An 18,793-nucleotide genomic window follows, 5' to 3' on the forward strand; every position below is an offset into this window, starting at 1 on the left:
TCCTTGCCAGACAGCCGTTGCAACAGTTCTCTGCATCTGCGCCGCGAACTGCGGGTGCCCTTACTGGCTTTGCGTTGAAGTACCGCCCTCAACCGCGAGTGATGGTCTCGGACTTTGTTCAACTGCTGTCCATTCCAGTTATCTCCTTCCGATGTATGAGCAATATCCGTCCTTCCCAAATCCACGCCCAGCACTCTATCCGTGCCTTGCGGTGGGCACGGTTCCGTTTCCACACAGATTTGAATGGAGTAGAAACCGTCTTTGCGCTTGACCAGAGTGGCGGATTTGGGGTTGGAGCCTGCCAACTGTTCTCTCTGGTAACGGCCAATCGCCAGCTCAAAGCGCTCTCGACCCCCAACCGTGGTCAGCGACACCGTCCAGTCTTTCTCGCGAAACGAAAAGATACGGGCATCGTAGGTCGCAAAGCCTCTCTTGAACGCTTTGACCGGACGGTTTTTCTGTCGGGCAACTTTACGGGCACCGGCCAGCCATCTGCAGACCTGCTGGTCGCGTAAGCGGGACGTAGTCCTTGCCAAGTTACTGGACAAGCCGAACCGGGCCCGGATTTGGCGGTAGCACAGAGATTGAAGTTTAACGGCGTTAACTACCTTCTCTGGTGTGTTTTGGTTGACCCAGTTCAAGGCTTGGCCGAAAGCAGCCAAGGTCGCGTCCAATTTGGCGGCTTGCGACTGGGACACCTTGAGCTTGCAGGAGACGGTCAGGACTTGGGTCATGGTTCTATCGTAACTTCCGCATTCCTCCCGACCCTCGTCCTACGGACAGAGGGCGGGGCTCCTGCGCTAGTAAGCTGAACTTTCTGATCCTATCGCAGACGGGATCCCAGCGGAAAACGGCAGAGCCGGTGGCGCTGCCCCGACAAAATGGCCCCTGGGATCCACCGCAAAGGCAACCCCCAGCTCGATGAAGACGGGTACTGGGCTATCCCTTTGGGCAGAGCGGATGAAGTTCAAAGCCGTTATTGTTGGAAAGATTATTCAAAGACTCCCCCTGGTTTGCGCCAGCCCTGGGTTAGGCTATTGCCATCCCGGGGGAGCAAGAAACACCGCTGCTCTGCCCCAAAGTCCGCGAGTTGAGTTAAGGAAGGTTGAGGTGAAGGGGAGACTGACCTGCCATTTCCCTGTGCTGCTACTGGCCCTGCCTCTGTGGGGATCCCCGACCTGGGCCGGAGAGTATTTCACCGAGGAAGTCACCAGCCCCAGCCTGGAGATCGTTCACGGCTGGCGGCAGGAGGTGTACGGCATTGGGGTTACCATCACCAACACCAGCCTCGGCTCCTTTCGGGTGCCCTTGGAAATTGATATGGAGGATCGGACTAGCTGTGAGCGGGCCGACTTGGTGCTGACCAACAATCGCATCATGCCGATGGGATCCTTCCAAGATTGCATTCTCAACATCTTTCCCTACCTGGATAAGTTCATCAACCAAGAAGTCGCCAGCATCCGAGTCACCCTAAAAGGGCCAGCTCCCCTCCTGGAAATTCCGGTAGAGGAGTCGGATCGACTGATTTTGGCCCAGGTGGCCAACCAATCGCGGGAAGCCTTTGTTTTCTTTCAGCAGGAGTTGGCCCGTGTTTTGGAGCTGCTGAGGCAGTCGGATCCCAAGCAAAGCGAGACGGCCCCACAGCCTGGCACCCCAGTTCCGACCGCCACCCCAGCCGAGTCTGCCGCTAGCCCAGGAGATTTTGTAATCGTGGGATCCATTCGGGAAGAACGAGTGGGGGCCGGTAGCCGCCTAAGCGTGGAAGCGATCAACCGCAGCACCCGCACGGTTCTCAACGCCCGTGCTCGTTTCACCTTCTATCGGGGAGAAGAAGTTGTCGATACGCGAGTGGCAGCGTTTGAGCCCAGCGACGTGCCCCCCGGACAAAGGGCCTCCGCCAGTGTGCTGAAAACCGAGGCCAATTGGGATCGCGTTACGGTGACCTTCCAGTGGCAGTAGGGTTACTTCAGGGAGCCAAAGCGTTGCCGCGAATCAGGCTGCCCAGGGTTTTGACCGTGATCTTGAACTGCACCCAAGGGCTCATGGGCACTACCGTCTTGTAGAGGTAGCTGTCAAAGGTCATCCTCTGCACGTCCCGGTCGGCGCACATCTCCACAAAGGCTTCGCGGGTGGCATTGGAACGGTAGAACACCCGCTGCAGGATGTCCAAGACCTTGTAGGTCAGGCCGTACTGGCGATCCCAGCGCTTGAGATACAGTTTTAGATCCTCCTCTGTGGGAATGCGCTTGCCACCGTTGGAGGTCTCGACGATGGTCTCGGCGCACATGCGGCCTGACTTGGCGGCAAAATAGATCCCTTCGCCGCTGGATTTGGTGACGTATCCCGCCGCATCTCCCACCAAAGCAGCACGGCCCACCACACGGCGCGGACGGGGATGCTCTGGGATCGGATGGGCTTCCACCTTGATCACCTGGCCGCCGCGGATACGCTCGGCAGCACGGGCGCGGATCCCAGCTTGCAACTTTTGGATGTGGGCTTGGTTTGCCCTCATGGTGCCGGTGCCCACGGCTACATGGTTGGACTTGGGAAACACCCAGGCATAAAAGTCTGGAGAAACATCGTCCCCCACATACATTTCTGCCCGCTCTGCGTAGTAGGCCATTTTGTCGTCCGGGAGCCGGATGCGCTCCTGAAAGGCCAGCGCATAGTTATAGTCTCCAGCACCAATGGCTTCTGCCACCTTGGAGTGGAACCCATCCGCCCCGATCACCACATCCACAGCCAAAGAACGCGGCACCCCTTGCCTCGATCCGTCGGAAAAATCGTTGTAGTGCAGGATGTAGGGATCCCGGCCATTCTGGGGGATTTCCAGATGCATTACCTTGCCGTTGATCAGCTCCGCCCCTTTTTGGTGGGCACGATTGCGCAAGAAGGCATCCAAGATCTCGCGGCGGCACATGCCGATGTACTCGTTTTCTTTTTCGAGGGCGATATCCACCTCATAGTTGGAAGGGGAGATCATCTTCATCTTGCGCACTTTGCGGTCGATGATCCCCTCGGGGAGGTCGAACTCGGAGACCATACAGAGGGGAATGGCGCCCCCGCAGGGCTTGGCGTTGTCCAGCTTCCGCTCAAACAAAAAGGTTTCAATTCCCGCTTGGGCTAGAACTTCAGCAGCAGAGGCTCCGGCTGGGCCGCCCCCCACAACAGCAACTCTCAGACTCAAGGTGCTCTCCTCGATGCAAGTGCAACTGGCTCATCAGACAGCAGGCATCCTACCACAGCTCCTCAGAAGCATTGCGGACCTTGACGAAGTGTTGCAGAGTGGAGGGCTCGCGCTCGCTGTGTTTCTACAAAAGGCCCCGCCGCATTTGATCCCAGAGGTTGAGATAGGACTCGGCTTCGGCTGAGCTCAGGGGGCGCCAGATCTCCGAGCGTTGCCAAGTGGAGATTTGCAAGTCGGCTCTGTGTTGCAGGCGGGGGGCAAGTTGAGCCAAATCCAGCGGCAAAACCGAAGGGATCCCGCTCAGATTGACCAAGCGGGGGGCAAATTCAGGATTCAAGACAAAATCAAGCCAGTCAGCCAACAGGGATCCGGAATCCGTCTGGGTTGATTCTGTGTGGGCATTGTCTTCGACGTGGGGTCGCACCCAGACATCCCACCAGATGGCGGATCCGGAGGCCGGGATCACCACTGCCAGCTCAGGGTAGTTGGCTTGGGTGGCGTAGAGATCCTGCGACCAGCCCACGGCCACCCAGCTATCGGCCAAGCGCAAGATGGGCAGGTAGTCGGAAGAGGTGTAAGTTAAAACCTGGCGATGCAGGGATCCCAGCTCTTGACGTAATTCCACATCCTCAGGGTTGAGGGGATCGTTGTAGGAGCGGCCCATTTTCTTTAGGGTTAGCCCAATCACCTCCCGCGGATGATCCGGCAGAGTCAGTTTGCCGGCCAGCTCAGGCCGCCACAGATCCGCCCAGTCCCGAATGGGCTCCCTCACCCGATCCCGGCGGTAGGCAATGGCCGTTACCCCCCAGCGCCAGGGCACACCCCAAATCTGCCCCTCCCGGAGTGCCGCAGCTTGCCAACGGGGATCCAGATTCTGCCATCGTTCTCCCAGCAGGCTTTCCGGTAGCGGATCCAGCCAACCGGCAGCAATGGCCCGATCCAAAGCGTCGGCCCCCAACAAACTCAAAGCCGCCACCGGCAGCCGCCGCCGGAACCATCCCCCCGGATCCCACCAGGCCGGATCAGCCGGCTGAACACTTTGCCGGAGATAGGCCAACAACTGATCCCGACTATCCAACAGTTGCAGCCGAAAGCGGGCCTGAGTCCTGCGGCGAAACTCGTTGAGCAGACTGGCAGGGATCCCTTGCTTGAGCGCCACGACAAGAGGCAGGTGTGCATCCGGCCCCCCACATCCTGCCGCCATTAGCCCCAGCAGGATCCCCTGTAGAAGCTCACGTCGGCTCAGCCGTATCTCGCCCACGACAGTACCGCTCCACCAGAATGAGAGCCACCAGATCATCGTAAGCCTTGGCGGGCACCCGCATCCCCTTGGGCAACAGCCGCTCCCATCCCTGCGGTGGGTGAAAATCCCAGTAGCGCTGACGGGCCTCTTGGGAGCTGTGCCGCTCATCCACCAGGACAATCTGCTGCGGGGGGAGGATCGATTCCAGTTGAGACTTCCAGGCTTGGGCCGTCGTCTGATTGCCCAGGATCACTTGCTCCGCCTGAAACTGTTGCCGGAGCGTTTGTAGTCTAGACAGCGCTGCCGCGGAAGGGACCACCTCCCGGTGTAAAACCTTCAGCTCCGTTTGCGTAAACACCTGCACCACAGCAATGCCGCATTTGTCGCGCCCTGGGTCGAAACCGATCAGCACTCGTTGGCCCTTCAGTCTTGCCGGGTGGAGTGGATCCGTCATCCCTCGGGACGCCCCGCCTGCTGAGCCCCAGAAGAGCCGGGTTGACCGGAAGCTTCTGCCATCAGAAAACTCACCCGCAATGGCCCCGCTGTGTAGATGTCGGTGTCGGCAACCAGCTTCACATCCAGAGGGGTGGTGCTCTGGCGGAGATGCTGCACAACCTCCAGAAACTTGACCTGGGAGAACTCCCCCACAGTGCCGGTGATGGGATCCGAGAGGAGCCCCTCCTCCTGCGAGCGCTGATTGGCCTGGTTCAGCAGCCCCAGCAGTTGCTGTTGGATCTGATTTTCGCTCAAACCCGGTTGAATCACCCCGTGGGCCAGCACGGATCCCTTGGCGAAAATCCGCTGGTTGGGGTAAATCTGCACGAGCACAGGCACAGGCTCCCCCTTGAGCCGGTTGGTAACAGAGAGAATGCGCACCGCCCAGCTACCGGGCTCTTGCAACTTCTCCAAGGCTTGATCGGCATCCTCGCGGCGGATCAAGATCGCGTTTTCCAGAGGGGGCATGGGCTGGGATCCAAGGGCAAGGGCTCGCTGTTCCGCCTGGGCCAAAAGGTGCTCAAACTGCCGCCGGATCGCCTCTGGTTTTGCCCCCCTTGGAGCCTCCACAACCCCCGTTGCCAAGACTTCCCCCGCCAAGATGGCCAGTTCCCCCCGCCGCAGCCGCACCGCCAATTGGTTGAGCTGCTCGATCTCCTGCTCAAGCTGGTTTTTCTGGTTCTCCAGTTGGGTTAAGGCCGCCTGCACCACATCCAGGGAGCGCTCCAGCTGATCCCGATCCAGTTGCAGGGCTTGTTTTTGCGACTCCAGGGTAGCGATCACCTGGCGAGCCGACTCCACCTCTGCCTTCACTGCCTCCAACTCGGCATGGGCTCGATCCAAACTGGGCTGCACCTTGGCCAGTTGCTCGTTGGCTGCCGCCAGCTTGGCCTCCGCCTCCTGCCGCTCCTGCAGCGCCACTGCCAGCTGATCGCGCACTTCGCTCAGGCGGGTTTGGGCTGCCGACTGCTGGGTGCGAAATTGATCTAGATCCACCTTGAGGTGGTCTCGCTCAACCCTGAGAGCGGCATTTTCCGCTTCCAAGAGGGCTTTTTGGCGGTTGAGGGCCCGCAGCTCTTGCTCCGCCTGGGCAATTTGGTTGGTGTAGCTGAACAGGGCCTCCGACAGGGAGCGGTTGAGGAGCAGCAGCGTGCCCAAGGTCAGCGCGGAGATGCTCACACCGGTCACCACGGCCACCAGAATGGCGGTATGGCGGGGGCGCAGGTTAAACCAGGTAAGGCGCTTTTTGCCAATGCGGTAGCCCACCCGATCCCCAACAACGGCAATCAGGCCACTGACAACCAACATGTAGAGGATCAGCAGTACGCCTTGCATATTCGCGGATCCCTGCCATGGAAATCTTAGCAAGGTTGCCCTGAGGATTTTGCAAGTTGCTGGGAGATAGATTTCGGCGCTGTTTTGTAGGGATTTTTGGGGGTTCTAATCCGCGTAGAGGAGCCGCTCCACCGCCGCCACAATATCTGCAGGTTGCACGATGGTGGCCGCCTCCAGCGTGCCGTTGTAGGGGGTGGGAATGTCCTGCGAAGCCAAACGCATCACCGGCGCATCCAGCTCATCGAACAGTTCTTCCATGATGCGAGCTGTCAGTTCCGCTCCAATGCCACCCGATTTCATGTCTTCCTCAACAATGATCACCCGATGGGTTTTGCGCACCGAAGCGGCAATGGTTCCCATATCTAAAGGTTTCAGCGAGATTAAATCGATCACCTCAGGGTCGATCTCCTGCTGCACCAAAGTGTCCACGGCCTTGAGCACGTGGTAGCGCATGCGGGAGTAGGTGAGCAGAGTAACATCGGAGCCGGATCGGACGATTTCGGCTTTGTCCAGAGGCAAAAGGTATTCCTCTTCTGGCAGATCTTCTTTCAAGTTGTACAGGAGCACATGCTCGAAAAAGAGAACGGGGTTGTCGTCGCGGATGGCGGACTTGAGCAAGCCCTTGGCATTATAGGGAGTTGAACAGGCCACGATCTTAAGCCCGGGCACCGCTTGGAAGTAGGCCTCTAGCCGCTGCGAGTGTTCTGCTCCCAACTGACGACCCACCCCGCCCGGCCCGCGGATGACCATCGGGATCTTGAAATTGCCCCCGGAAGTGTAGCGCAGCATACCGGCATTGTTGGCAATTTGGTTGAAGGCCAGCAGCAGAAAGCCCATGTTCATCCCTTCCACCACCGGGCGCAAGCCGGTCATGGCTGCCCCGATGGCCAGGCCGGTGAAGCTGTTCTCGCAAATGGGGGTATCCAGCAGGCGCATCTCCCCGTACTTGCGATACAGGTCTTTGGTGACTTTGTAGGAGCCGCCGTAATGGCCGACATCTTCTCCCAAAACAAATACGTTGGGATCCCGGGCCATTTCTTCGTCGAGGGCAGCACGCAAGGCGTTGTAAAGGAATGTCTCGGCCATAGAGGTTCAATATCGCTAAACCCTCATTAAACCATTTTGCCGGCATGGATCCCCTTGCAGCTGACTTGATAGGCTGAGCTCAGAATTCTTGCTCAAAGGGATGGCGACCTTCCCCACAGCTTTCCTCAGCACTCTCTTTCCCCTGGAACATGGGGATCGTCCGTCTTCTCAAGAAAAGACACCATGAGCATTCCACGGCCCAAACTGGCGCTGACCTTGGGGGATCCCGCGGGAATTGGGCCGGAAATTGTGCTCAAGGCGCTGGCGGATCCTGAGGTGCAGTCTTGCGCCCACATCACGGTTGTAGGGGATCGGCAGGTTCTAGAAGCCACCTATCGCCTGCTGAGAGATCGGTCGCCGGCTCCATTGGCCCATCCGGCAGGGATCCCGATGCTGGAATGCGACACAGGCTTTCGGTTACAGCCTGGCTGTATTGGTCAAGGGGATGCTGACAGTGGTGGGGTCAGTTTTGTTTACCTGAAAACGGCAGTCGAACAGACGCTGCGGGGCGAGTTTCAGGGGATCGTGACAGCGCCCATCGCCAAGTATCTCTGGCATCGAGCCGGCCATCGGTTCCCTGGCCAAACGGAAGTTTTGGCCCAACTGAGTGGGTCTGAACGCTACGGGATGCTGTTTGTCGCCCGTTCCCCCCACAGTGGCTGGCAGATGCGGGTTTTGCTGGCCACCACCCATATTCCCCTCGGCCAGGTGCCCACCGTGCTGACCCCAGAGCGGGTGCGGACAGCGCTGGATTTGCTGGTGGGATCCCTGCGCCACACCTTTGGGATCCGGGATCCTGTGATTGCAGTAGCCGGCCTGAATCCCCATGCCGGCGAACAGGGGCAACTGGGATCGGAGGAAAAAGAATGGCTGACCGAGCTGCTGCGCACCTATGCCCACGCCCAAATTTGGGGGCCGCTTCCCCCCGACACCATGTGGCTGGCTCCCGCGCAAGCCTGGTATGGCCAGGGATCCCCAACTGTGGCAGATGCCTACTTGGCTCTCTATCATGATCAAGGTTTGATCCCGGTGAAGATGCTGGCTTTTGACCGGGCGGTTAACCTGACAATTGGGCTGCCGTTTGTTCGCACCTCTCCCGATCATGGCACCGCCTTCGACATTGCCGGCCAAGGGGTGGCCCGATGCGAGAGCCTCAAGCAGGCGATCCTGCTGGCGGCAGAACTGCTGGGCAAAAACCCCTCCTGAGGGAAATGCCGTCTGTACCCGACAATCTGAGGCCGTTTCTCGTTTCCAGGGGGTGGCTTGATGGAAGTTGCCGGTGCTACCTCAACCGGAATGCTTTACCGTCGCTTTGGGCGCACCCAACAGCTGGTCTCGGTTTTTTCTCTGGGCAGCATGCGCTTGGTCAATGTGCCCAGGGATCAAGCTCAGGCAACCGTTGAGGCAGCCCTAGCCGCAGGGATCAACCACATCGAAACGGCTCAGGCTTATGGCCATGCCGAGGTGCTCTTGGGCGAGATTTTGCAAACCCTGCCCTTTTCACGCCATCAGTTGATTCTGACCAGCAAACTCACTCCCACAGATGGGTTGCGAGAGCGGCTTCAGGGATCCCTGCGCCGTCTGCGGGTGGATTACTTGGATCAATTTGCCTTTCATGGCATCAACCTGCCGGAACATCTGGAGTGGGTGCTGCAGAAAGGGCTGCCGATTCTCAAGCAGATGCAGCAGGAAGGCTGGGTGCGCCACATTGGGTTTTCCACCCATGGATCCCTGGAGTTAATTTTGCAGGCCATCCAGACAGGATGCTTTGACTTTGTTAATTTGCACCATCACTTTTTCCAACAGCGCAATGCACCGGCCCTAGAAGCGGCTGCCCAGCAAGATATGGGCGTGTTCATCATTTCTCCTGCCGATAAAGGGGGAATGCTCTATCGCCCGCCCCAACACCTGCAGGAGTGCTGTGCACCTTTCAGCCCCTTGGAGTTTGCCTATCGTTTTTTGCTGGCGGATCCCCGTGTTCACACCCTCAGCCTGGGCATCACTCATCCTGAGGAGCTACAGGTGGCCTTGTCGGCTTTACAGGATCCCGACCGTTGGTGGGTGGATGGCCCTCAGATTCAGGAGCGGTTGCGCCAAGCCGAGCAGGAACGCTTGGGATCCAGCCGCTGCACCCAGTGCTACGCCTGCCTGCCCTGCCCAGAAGGGATCCACATTCCCGAAGTGCTGCGTTTGCGCAACTTGGCCATTGCCCACGAAATGACGGAGTTTGCTCGGTACCGCTACAACATGTTCGGCCAAGCTGGGCATTGGTTTCCGGGGTCACTTGCCGACCGCTGTACCGAATGCGGTGACTGCTTACCCCGCTGCCCAGAACATCTGCCTATCCCGGAGTTGCTGGCCGAAGCCCACCAGTTGCTGCATCGCTCTCCAATCCGGCGGCTCTGGGAATGACCATTCCCCCTATCCTGTTTGGCTGAGCTTAACTCCACTTATAATCGGATGGAGTTTATCGATTGCATCACAAGGCGAGGCATCGGAGTGAATAGTCAGAGCCAAGACCGCTTAGACCGGGTGGAACAACTGCTGGCTTGGACGGCTGAACAGACTGCTGCCAACAGCCGAGAAATCCGGGAGCTCTGCCAATCGGTCCAGGAGCTGCGCCAGTCCATCCAAGAAAGCCGCGCCCAGTCTGCCGAGGAGAACGCCGCCCGTCTGCGGGAAATCGAGGAGCTGCGTCAGTCCATCCAAGAAAGCCGCACCCAGTCTGCCGAGGAGAACGCCGCCCGTCTGCGGGAAATCGAGGAGCTGCGTCAGTCCATCCAAGAAAGCCGCACCCAGTCTGCCGAGGAGAACGCCGCCCGTCTGCGGGAAATCGAGGAGCTGCGTCAGTCCATCCAAGAAAGCCGCGCCGAATTTGCCGAACAAGCTGCTGCCCAAGCTCAAAGCCTGCGAGAGCTACAGCAAGTTGTCAGCGAGACCCGCTCTGACTTAGCTCACCTTGCCGAGTGGGCAGAGGAAGTGACTCAAGCTCTGGTTACCCTCACCGCCCTACAACGAGAGCACGAACGCGCCATTCAGGCCATCAACCAACGGCAGGCGGAAACGGATCAGAGGTTCAACGTTCTCCTTGAAGAAGTGCGCTATCTGATTCGCAGGCAAGGCTCTGACGGAAATCCTCCCCCCTCGTTGCCCTGAGCACTGGGATCCCTTCGGAACTGCGAAGACAGTCCTAATCTTCATCCACTTCCCACTCCAACAGGTGTGCATAGGGAGCCACTAAGTGGGGAGCATAAAAGGCAACGGCTCGAAGGGCATGCCAGTCTTCCAAGCAGCCAAAGACGGTCGGATACTCATTGCGCTCCAACCGCTCTGCAATTGCCGCCACCTCAGCTTCAGTAAACTGGCGGGGATCCATCCCCTTAGCAGGGGCTTCCACTTTGGACTTGGATCGGGCAGACATAGGCAGCCTGAACACGCTACAAGCCGATCTTAGCCTCTTCCTTTTTGCCCGGCCGACTTTGAAAAAACTTGACACACTCCCCACCTCAATCGCTTGCTTCTTGCGCAGTTGTGAGGACGGGGCCTCAGACTTAACTTTTGGGCAAGCCGGGCCGTGGGCTCCCAAACTCTGAAAAGGGATCCCCATTCCCCCAGTTTCGTGGCAAGGTGAGGACAAATACCCCATTGGAGGCTGCCATGGAGAGCAAGATCCCCGCCCGCGATGTCCAAGTTGCCCTTATCGGCCCGTCCACGTTGGTTCTCCGCTCCCGCACCTGGGATCGCCTGAAGTTTGAGCTGGAATACGCTCGGCAACGGGGCACCACTGCCAATAGCTACCTCATCCAGGCCCGCCAAACCCTTCTCATCGATCCTCCGGGGGAATCGTTCACCAGCATCTTTTTAGAAGAGCTGGCCCAACACCAGTACCTACAGCGGTTGGACTTTATTTTGCTCAGCCACGTCAACTTTAACCGCATTGCCACTCTCAAAGCCCTATTGCCTCTGGCTCCCTACGCGATGGTGCTCTGCTCCAAACCGGGATCCATTACGCTACGGGCTGCCTTTGAAGAGATGGATCCCTTGCCCCGCAGTCGCGACGAAGAAGAAGCCGCCGATCTGGGCATTTTCTACAATGGCGACCAGTCTTTCCGTTTGCAGGTCATCCGAGATGGGGATCGCCTGGATCTGGGGGAAGGGCATGAGTTGCACTTTCGCACCGTGCCCACACCCCGCCACCCCGATGCCCTCTGTGCCTACGATCCGGCTACCGGGATCCTCTACACCGATAAGCTGTTCGGCGCCCACGTGTGCGATGAGCAAGTGTTTGACGAGCATTGGCGGCAGCTCAGCGAAGACCGTCGCTACTACTTCGACTGCTTGCACCGCAACCAATTGCCCCAGGTGAAGGCAGCCCTGGCCAAGTTGGAAGAATTTCCCGCCCAAATCTATGCCCCTGCCCACGGCCCCTTGGTGCGCCACAGCCTGCGGCGGTTGCGGTTGGACTACCACACTTGGTGCGAGGAGGATCCCGGCGAGCAGCGGGTAGCTCTCCTATACACTTCTGCTTACGGGAATACAGGTTTGATGGCCATGGCCATAGCCCAAGGGCTGGAGCGGGCCGGCGTTAAGGTGGAGCGGATCAACTGCGAATGGGCCACCCCGGAAGAGATTGCCCAGGCTCTGGAGCGCTGCCAAGGGTTTGTTATCGGATCCCCGACCTTGGCTGGCCATCCCCCGGTGCAAATTCAAACCGCCCTCGGCATCATCCTTTCTTCGGTTCCCACCACCCGGTTAGCCGGGGTTTTTGGCTCCTACGGCTGGAGCGGAGAAGCGGTGGATCTCATCGAGAGTAAGTTGCTCAATGCCGGCTTTTCCTTGGGGTTTGAGACGATCCGCGCCAAGTTTAAGCCCACCCCTGAAATCCTGGAAGCCTGTCAAGAGGCGGGATCCCAGTTTGCTCAGGCCCTGCGCAAAGCCAAACGAGCCCGCGCCCCTCGCCAAACCAGCAGCGAAACTCAGGCGGATCGGGTTGGGCAAGCCCTGAGCCGGGTGGTGGGATCCCTGTGTGTAGTCACCGCCCTGCAAGGAGAGACCCGCCGCGGCTTCCTCACCTGGTCGGTGGCCCAGGCTAGCTTCAATCCGCCGGGGCTAACCCTGTCGGTGAACAAGGAACAAGAAGCCGAATTGCTGACCTATCCCCAGGCCCCCTTTGTGCTTAACATCTTGCGGGAAGGCAAGGGCAGCAACTTGCAGCGGCACTTTCAGCGACCTCAACGGCCCGGAGAAGATCGCTTTGCCGGCTTGGCCACGGCCACTGCTGAGAATGGCTGCCCCATTTTGTTGGATGCCTTAGCTTACCTGGAGTGCCGTGTCAAAACTTGGATGGACTGCGGGGATCGCTACCTGGTCTATGCCGAGGTGGAACGGGGCAAGGTGCTGGATCCCACGGGGGTTACGGCCATGCGGCGGGGGTAGTGTATTGGAGAACAAAGATTTGTTGTGGAGTTTTGTTGTGGAGTCAATGCTAACTGGATCCCGTCGATCACCTTGAGCTGACGATCTGCTCGGCAAATTTCCGGCTCTTGTTGAGGGGCAAATATCAAAACAGAGTAATCGTCTAAATCCACCATCCACCCTAATTTGCTGCCGTGCTTTAGGCAATGCAGGATATTATCGATTACACGGCTTACCCTTTGACCCGGCGAAAGAATTTCGATAATCCAGTCGGGTGCTGCGGTGAAGTCATCCTCTGGCTCGCCTGTTTCACTTAGGCGAGTTCGATCCCACGCAATTACGGCAATATCGGGAACAATGGAACGACCGGAAAAAGTGCAACGCAGTTCGGGCAGGGCAGTATAGTCGGTGGTGCTGCCGTCAACCTCAGCCAAAAGGCGTTTTTGCAAAATGGAATGGCGGACTTTGGGCAGCGGTTTTTGAATGGCAACTCCATCCACGTACTCCCATGCCGGAGACTCTTCTATGTGAGGCAACTTGAGGAAGTCTTCAAGAGTGAGAGCCAAATCTAGGCGAGTGGTCATAGGTTTAGGCAAAGCCCCCCCGGATCCCTGCCAGTAATGTATCCCAAAGCGAGGGGAAGAAGTGGAATTAAAATTGCGGCAATTCGGGTAGATGTAGCGTAAAAGTCGTCCAACCAGCAGAGCTGTTGACCTCAATGGATCCCCTCAGTTGATCCACCATCTGTTTTGCCAAGGCCAAGCCTAAACCCGTGCCCCCTTCTTTCCAAGGATCATGGCTGGGGATCCGGTAAAAACGCTCGAAAATGCGGGTGAGTTCCTCAGCCGGGATCTCTTGGCTATTCCTGACTTGGATGCGAGTTCGGTTGGCCTCAACCCTGACTTCTAGGCGGATGGATCCCTGGCCGGGGGTGTATTTCACCGCGTTGTGTAGCAGCTCCCGCAGGATACGCCCCAAAAGGAGAGGATCTGTGGTGATGCTGCTCTCCAGAGGCACGTTGGCTTGAAAGGTTTGCCCCTTAGTACGGGCGCGTTCGCCAATAGCCAACAGCAAATCCCCCAACAAGGCTTCCCAGGTCAGCGTTTGCAGATTCAAAGCATAGGCTCCTGCCTCTAGCCGCTGCAAATCCAACAGGTCATTGATCAGCTCGATCTCCCGTTGGCATTCCCGCTGGGCGATGGATAGGTACTGGGCCTGCTTCTCCCTCGCAGGGGCAACTTGCAGCATGTGCAACGCCATTTTCATGCTGGCTAGAGGAGTGCGCAACTCGTGGCTGACAGTGCTGATGAAATCGTCTTTCAAGCGGTTGAGGCGCTCTAGGGCTTGCACCTGCTCTTGGGCCGCTCGGAACAGGCGGGCCTGGCGCAGCCCGATGGCGCACTGATTGGCCACCTGCTGGATAAGCTGCATCTCCTGCTGGTCGAAAGAACGCTCAGCTGAGCGAAAGATCCACAGATCCCCTAGCACTTGGCCTTTATCCGGCAGGGGGCAAGCCATGACCACCTGGCGCTTTTCCACTGTCTTTTCTGGACAGTAGAAGCAAAAAAGGCAGGGCTGTCCTGCGAGCAATTGTTGATGAACATCGTCGTAAGGCCCACCCTTTATGGATATGGAAATGTTCAGGGAGGAATTGGAGCGGGGGCAGTACTCGTAGCTGATGGTGGAAAGGGTGAGATCGGCGTTGTAAAGGCCAATATCGCAGCCATCTGCATTTAGGTTTTCTCCCAGCTCGCGCAGAGCGGTGTTGAGAATTTCAGCTTCATCCAGAGAGTCGCGCACCCGGTCAGTGATGCGTTTCAGCAGGGCCTCAAATTGCAGGGATCGCTGCAACTCAGAGGTGCGTTGCCGAACCTTTTCTTCCAAGGTTTGATTGAGGGCTTGCAGTTGTTCATATAACTGGGCCTGTTGCAACGCGATGGCTAATTGATCGCTCAGCTCTTGTAAAAGCCGGATTTCCCACTCTTGCCAAGGGCGGCTGGATTGGCAGTGCTGTGCCACCAGAAGGCCCCAGAGATCCTCTCCCCGCCGAATTGGGATCACCAAGTTGGCTTGGGCCTGGAAAGATTCCAAGAGCTCCCGATAGCAAGGATCCAAATTGGCCGTCGCCACGTTGGCTATGGCTTGCACAAAGCCCTCTTGGTACTTGCGGTAGCAAGGATCCTGGCGAAGGCAAGCATCCCACACCCGGCGGCCCAGGTGGCTGGGCCAGGGATCCGCTACCGACTCAGCAGCTACAAACCCCCCTACACCTTCCTGCAACTGATAGATCATCACCCGATCTACCTGGAGAAACTCTCGCACTTCCGCAACCGTTGTTTCCAAGAGGGTTTGCAAGTCCAAAGCTTGGCGGATCCGCCGCAATAAGGCCCCCAACAGTCGCTCCCGCTCTGCCTCTTGCCGAAGCACTTCTTGAGCTTCTTTGAGGGGGGTGATGTCCACAACAACACCGCAAACGGCATAGGGATCCCCTTGCTGATCCCGCAGGGCAAATTTGGTGACCCACCTCGATATTTCTCGACCGTTACGAGAAACGACACTCTCACAGCTAATCGGATCAGGGGACTGGATAGCCCTTTGATCTTGCTCTCGAAACTTGAGGGCATCTTCTGGCGGAAAGAGTTCGGCATCGATTTTGCCGAGGATCTCTTCCTGGTTACACCCTTGCTGCAAATAGGCAGTGTTTACCTGTAAGTAGCGCCCCTCCAAATCTTTGAGAAAGATGGGAAAAGGGATCCCGTCCAGAATGGCCCTAAGCCGGGCCTCACTTTCTTGTAGAGCCAGCTCTGCTTCTTTCTGCTCCGTAATATCTTCGGTAATGCCTGCGATGTGAACGACTTCCTGCTGCTCGTTCAAGACAGGGTAACAAGAGGTACGCAACCAGCGCAGCCTGCCATCTGGGTGGAAAATCCGATAGGTAACTGACATTTTGCCTTGGGTGGCAAGAGACAGGGTTTCCATCACTCTTGGCAGATCCTCTGGGTGGATCCTTTCCTTCCACAGATCCGGCTGGCGATAAAGCTCCTCTGGTGTATATCCGAAAATCTGTTCACAACGAGGACTTTTGTAAAGAGCGCGGCTAAAGTCTGCCGACTGTAGGAAGAAAGTCACCGGTACAGCCTCTGCAATTTCTCGGAAGCGGGCTTCGCTCTCTCGCAAAGCCAGTTCCACCTGCTTTTGTTGGGTGATATCGCGGGTACTGGAAACGATCCCCTGAACCAAAGGATCATCCAAGAGATTGGTGCAGAGGCTCTCCAGCCACACCCAATGGCCGTCGGCGTGTTGGGCCCGGTAAATAAAGCTGAGTGTCTCGCCAGGTCGAGCCTTGAGTTGCTCAAGAGCATTAGCAACGTTCTGCCGATCCTCGGGGTGAACCCAATCCAAGGGTACGGCCTCTCCCTGATTGGGAGCACGCCCCAAAATTTTCTCAGCAGCCGGAGGATTTAAGGTATGCAGCAGACCTTGGGCATCGATCCGACACAAAATGTCGTGGCTGTTGTTGAGGAAGGCGCGAAAACGCTCTTCTTGTTCCCACACCTCCTGTTCCAGCCGCTTTTGTTCGGTGATATCTAGGACAATGCCGAGAAGCCCTAATCCTTTAGACTGATCCTGAAGCTTTACAGCGAAGCGATAGGTGTAGCGCTCCTGGCCTTGAATCATTTCCTTACCTTCGAATTGGCAAAACCCTTGCCGCTCTAGATCGGCTAGAACTTGAGAGGTGTACTCCGGCCAGTGGGGATGTTGCTGAGCCACCTCCTCCAGAGAAGTACCCAGCAGATCGCCAAACCAGGCGCGGTCAGTGGCATTTTGCAAAATTAGCACTCCCTGGGGATCCCTGGCCCACACCGCCAATGGCAGGGCATCCAACAAGGTGCGCAGTTGGGCCTCCCGCAGCCGCAGGTTTTCTTCCAACTGTTTCTTCTCGGTAATGTCTCGGCCCACGCCGCGAATAAACTGCAAGCGGCCCCGCCAGTCAAAAATGCCTTGGTTGATCCACTCAAACCAGCGCGTCTGCCCCGACGCATCCGATACCCTGCCAACTCGGGTGAAGGTAGGCTGCTGAGGGGTGAGCTGGGCTATCTTTTGCCGCACCTGCTCTTGCTCTTCTGCCGGCAGCACGTCGATCCAGCGCCTGCCCCGCCAATCCCCCAAGATTTTCTGGCAAGCTTCGTTACATTCCACCACCGTCGTATCTGCACGCGCCAGCATGATGACATCGGGAAAACCCACCTGATCCCGCTGCAGCCAGCGCTTTTGCCAGTACATCACCACGGCCAGTGAGGATCCCCAAAGGAGCAGCCAAAGCCATCCGGGCAGAGTGTTTCGGTCGAGTAAGGTGTTTAGGTTGACTAGATTCCAGGAGACGCTCATAATTACATAATTAAGTAAGTGTATGGAGTGTCAAAGCTTACAAGGAATCCCAGTAGCATTTCTAACCCAGGATCAAGCACTGTGCCAACAATTCCCCATCTCCCCGAAAAGGAGAGCAAAGTTTGAGTCTACTGGAACGGTGGGGCAGTATCCTCGAAAAGGGGGCTTTCAGGGTGAAGAGTTGTTTCTTAGGTTTCCTAAGTGTTCGGATAGATAGTTCTGAATCCAGCGCACCAGCCGCTGAGAGAGCACGAAAGCCTCCGGATCATCCCCCTTGATGCTCACTTGGCTATGGAAGCAAGCGATGATCTCCTCTTTCAGCTCCTGCTCAGAAGGATCTCCGCGAAACTGCAACCGCACCTGACTTTGTACCTGGAAACTCTCTTGAGCTTGGTTGTCCAAAACCTCCTGGCCTACCCGATGTACCCGCACCCCTTGCAACTGGGCCAAGGGATAAGAAAACACTTGCTGCCGCCAAAAGCCCCAAGGGCCACCCAGCCGGGTCAAGGTCACCCGTTGGCTTTGGCAATCTAGATTCAGGATCTGCCCCAACCCCCAAGGGATCCCAGCCCACAGGCCCATCCCCACAGCCACCAACCCCAACAGCGGCGAACGAGCCCACAGTTGGGATCCCAAAATTAGCAGCACCAAGCCCCCTGCCGCCCGCCAAGCCAGTTGCTGGGAAGTGAACCGTTGTAGGGCAATGCGCAGCCGTTTGGGATTGCGCTCCAGAACCTGCGGATAAACCAATGCCATGAAATGGGATCCCACTGCTTAGGCTAGCTTAACAGGGGTTGCTTTTCCCTAGGCGCTGAAGGCATCTTATCCGGGCATTGCGTTGGTGAAAAACTACAACTCCGGCTCGGCAAAAAACTCTGATAAATCCAGCGCAAATCCAGGGATCACCTCTCCACCTTCCAGGATGTCGCCGGGTTTCTTCAATGCTTCAGGCTCAGGCCGGCGATAGACCAGAACGTATTTCTCTTCAGGATGAATGATCCAGACCAGCCGGGATCCATTCTCGAAATACTCAACAACCTTGTCGTGGATCTCTCCAATGGTGTTGGCATCGGAGAGAACTTCTACAGCCAAGTCTGGGGATCCCTCAATATAACCCCTTGGGATCCCGCCCAGAGATTGCAGTCGTTCCTTGGAAAAAAAAGAACAATCCGGAGAGCGGCGATTACCGGATTTCATTTTGAAGGAAGTATCGGAATCGAAGGTAAATCCAATCCTTTGACTGCGAACGTACGAGCCTAGAATGATATGAATCAAACTTACGTAGTACCCATGCTTTGCGCTTGCCGAGCCCACAGTAACCAGTTCTCCATTCACAACCTCATAGCGATTGCCATCCTCCGGTAAAGCCATAAACTCTTCGTCAGTCCAAATTTTTCGAGAAGCTGCCGGAGAACTATCAGCAGGTGCCTCGGCCAATTTTTCTCTTTCCAAAACCTCGACCATCATGACCTCCGCAATGAAAAACGGCTAAACCAACCAAGGGAGCCGGTCTGGGGTCAACACATCGTAAACTACCCGGCTCCGACCGCTAAGCGGTACGGAGCAGGCTTTCAGTAGCCCTGAGCCTGCTCTGCTCTACCAGAGAACAAAACAAGCCCGAACCTCTAGGCTGGTTTACGACA

15 protein-coding genes and 1 pseudogene are annotated in these 18,793 nt (G+C 57.3%); 5 read left to right on the forward strand and 11 right to left on the reverse strand.

Annotated elements, in window-relative coordinates; genetic code table 11:
• Positions 1-734, reverse strand: a pseudogene (locus NW834_RS09110) (RNA-guided endonuclease TnpB family protein); the annotation flags it as partial.
• A 376-nt stretch (positions 735-1,110) separates the two neighbouring features.
• Here NW834_RS09110 and NW834_RS09115 point away from each other — a divergent pair.
• Entirely contained in the window at positions 1,111-1,959 is an 849-nt protein-coding gene (locus tag NW834_RS09115; RefSeq protein ID WP_414331048.1) for a hypothetical protein, read from the forward strand.
• Between the two features lie 7 nt (positions 1,960-1,966).
• Here NW834_RS09115 and chlP read toward each other — a convergent pair whose 3' ends face one another.
• From chlP to NW834_RS09140, 5 genes are all read right to left on the reverse strand, one after another.
• A complete protein-coding gene (chlP, locus tag NW834_RS09120) occupies positions 1,967-3,187 on the reverse strand; it encodes a geranylgeranyl reductase (protein ID WP_011433360.1) in 1,221 nt (406 codons plus the stop codon).
• 124 nt (positions 3,188-3,311) lie between these two features.
• A complete protein-coding gene (locus tag NW834_RS09125; protein WP_414419614.1) occupies positions 3,312-4,448 on the reverse strand; it encodes an extracellular solute-binding protein in 1,137 nt (378 codons plus the stop codon).
• Entirely contained in the window at positions 4,420-4,884 is a 465-nt protein-coding gene (gene ruvX / locus NW834_RS09130; RefSeq protein ID WP_414331042.1) for a Holliday junction resolvase RuvX, read from the reverse strand. The genes NW834_RS09125 and ruvX overlap by 29 nt, the downstream gene beginning before the upstream one ends.
• A complete protein-coding gene (locus tag NW834_RS09135) occupies positions 4,881-6,260 on the reverse strand; it encodes a DUF3084 domain-containing protein (protein ID WP_414406884.1) in 1,380 nt (459 codons plus the stop codon). The genes ruvX and NW834_RS09135 overlap by 4 nt, the downstream gene beginning before the upstream one ends.
• A 105-nt stretch (positions 6,261-6,365) precedes the next feature.
• Positions 6,366-7,346, reverse strand: coding sequence for an alpha-ketoacid dehydrogenase subunit beta (locus NW834_RS09140; RefSeq protein WP_414331610.1), 981 nt, complete (start codon positions 7,344-7,346; stop codon positions 6,366-6,368).
• A gap of 183 nt (positions 7,347-7,529) precedes the next feature.
• Here NW834_RS09140 and pdxA point away from each other — a divergent pair, with 183 nt between their 5' ends.
• The 3 genes from pdxA to NW834_RS09155 all read left to right on the forward strand — a co-directional run bounded on the left by pdxA (position 7,530) and on the right by NW834_RS09155 (position 10,502).
• The gene (gene pdxA, locus NW834_RS09145) at positions 7,530-8,552 is read left to right on the forward strand and encodes a 4-hydroxythreonine-4-phosphate dehydrogenase PdxA (protein WP_414419615.1); all 1,023 of its coding nucleotides are present in this window, start codon (positions 7,530-7,532) and stop codon (positions 8,550-8,552) included.
• A gap of 90 nt (positions 8,553-8,642) precedes the next feature.
• A complete protein-coding gene (locus NW834_RS09150; protein ID WP_414419620.1) occupies positions 8,643-9,758 on the forward strand; it encodes an aldo/keto reductase in 1,116 nt (371 codons plus the stop codon).
• A gap of 87 nt (positions 9,759-9,845) precedes the next feature.
• A complete protein-coding gene (locus tag NW834_RS09155) occupies positions 9,846-10,502 on the forward strand; it encodes a hypothetical protein (protein ID WP_414426289.1) in 657 nt (218 codons plus the stop codon).
• A gap of 34 nt (positions 10,503-10,536) precedes the next feature.
• On the opposite strand, the gene NW834_RS09160 is transcribed toward NW834_RS09155, so the two are convergent.
• Entirely contained in the window at positions 10,537-10,767 is a 231-nt protein-coding gene (locus tag NW834_RS09160) for a DUF2555 domain-containing protein (RefSeq protein ID WP_414350197.1), read from the reverse strand.
• A gap of 236 nt (positions 10,768-11,003) precedes the next feature.
• Here NW834_RS09160 and NW834_RS09165 point away from each other — a divergent pair, with 236 nt between their 5' ends.
• Positions 11,004-12,782, forward strand: coding sequence for a flavin reductase (locus NW834_RS09165; RefSeq protein ID WP_414419616.1), 1,779 nt, complete (start codon positions 11,004-11,006; stop codon positions 12,780-12,782).
• On the opposite strand, the gene NW834_RS09170 is transcribed toward NW834_RS09165, so the two are convergent.
• The 4 genes from NW834_RS09170 to NW834_RS09185 form a co-directional block, all read right to left on the reverse strand.
• Positions 12,716-13,345 carry a Uma2 family endonuclease gene (locus NW834_RS09170; protein ID WP_414419617.1) on the reverse strand — a complete coding sequence of 210 codons (630 nt, stop codon included), beginning with the start codon at positions 13,343-13,345 and terminating at the stop codon, positions 12,716-12,718. The genes NW834_RS09165 and NW834_RS09170 overlap by 67 nt on opposite strands.
• A 67-nt stretch (positions 13,346-13,412) precedes the next feature.
• The gene (locus NW834_RS09175) at positions 13,413-17,150 is read right to left on the reverse strand and encodes a PAS domain S-box protein (protein WP_414419618.1); all 3,738 of its coding nucleotides are present in this window, start codon (positions 17,148-17,150) and stop codon (positions 13,413-13,415) included.
• Positions 17,151-17,318: 168 nt separating this feature from the next.
• A complete protein-coding gene (locus NW834_RS09180) occupies positions 17,319-17,906 on the reverse strand; it encodes a hypothetical protein (protein WP_414419619.1) in 588 nt (195 codons plus the stop codon).
• Positions 17,907-17,999: 93 nt separating this feature from the next.
• Complete coding sequence (locus tag NW834_RS09185; RefSeq protein ID WP_414419621.1) at positions 18,000-18,614, reverse strand: Uma2 family endonuclease; 615 nt, start codon at positions 18,612-18,614, stop codon at positions 18,000-18,002.
• Positions 18,615-18,793: the final 179 nt, after the last annotated feature.

It is taken from the genome of Synechococcus sp. R60.1, from assembly GCF_047461835.1.
Taxonomy (GTDB): Bacteria; Cyanobacteriota; Cyanobacteriia; order Thermostichales; family Thermostichaceae; genus Thermostichus.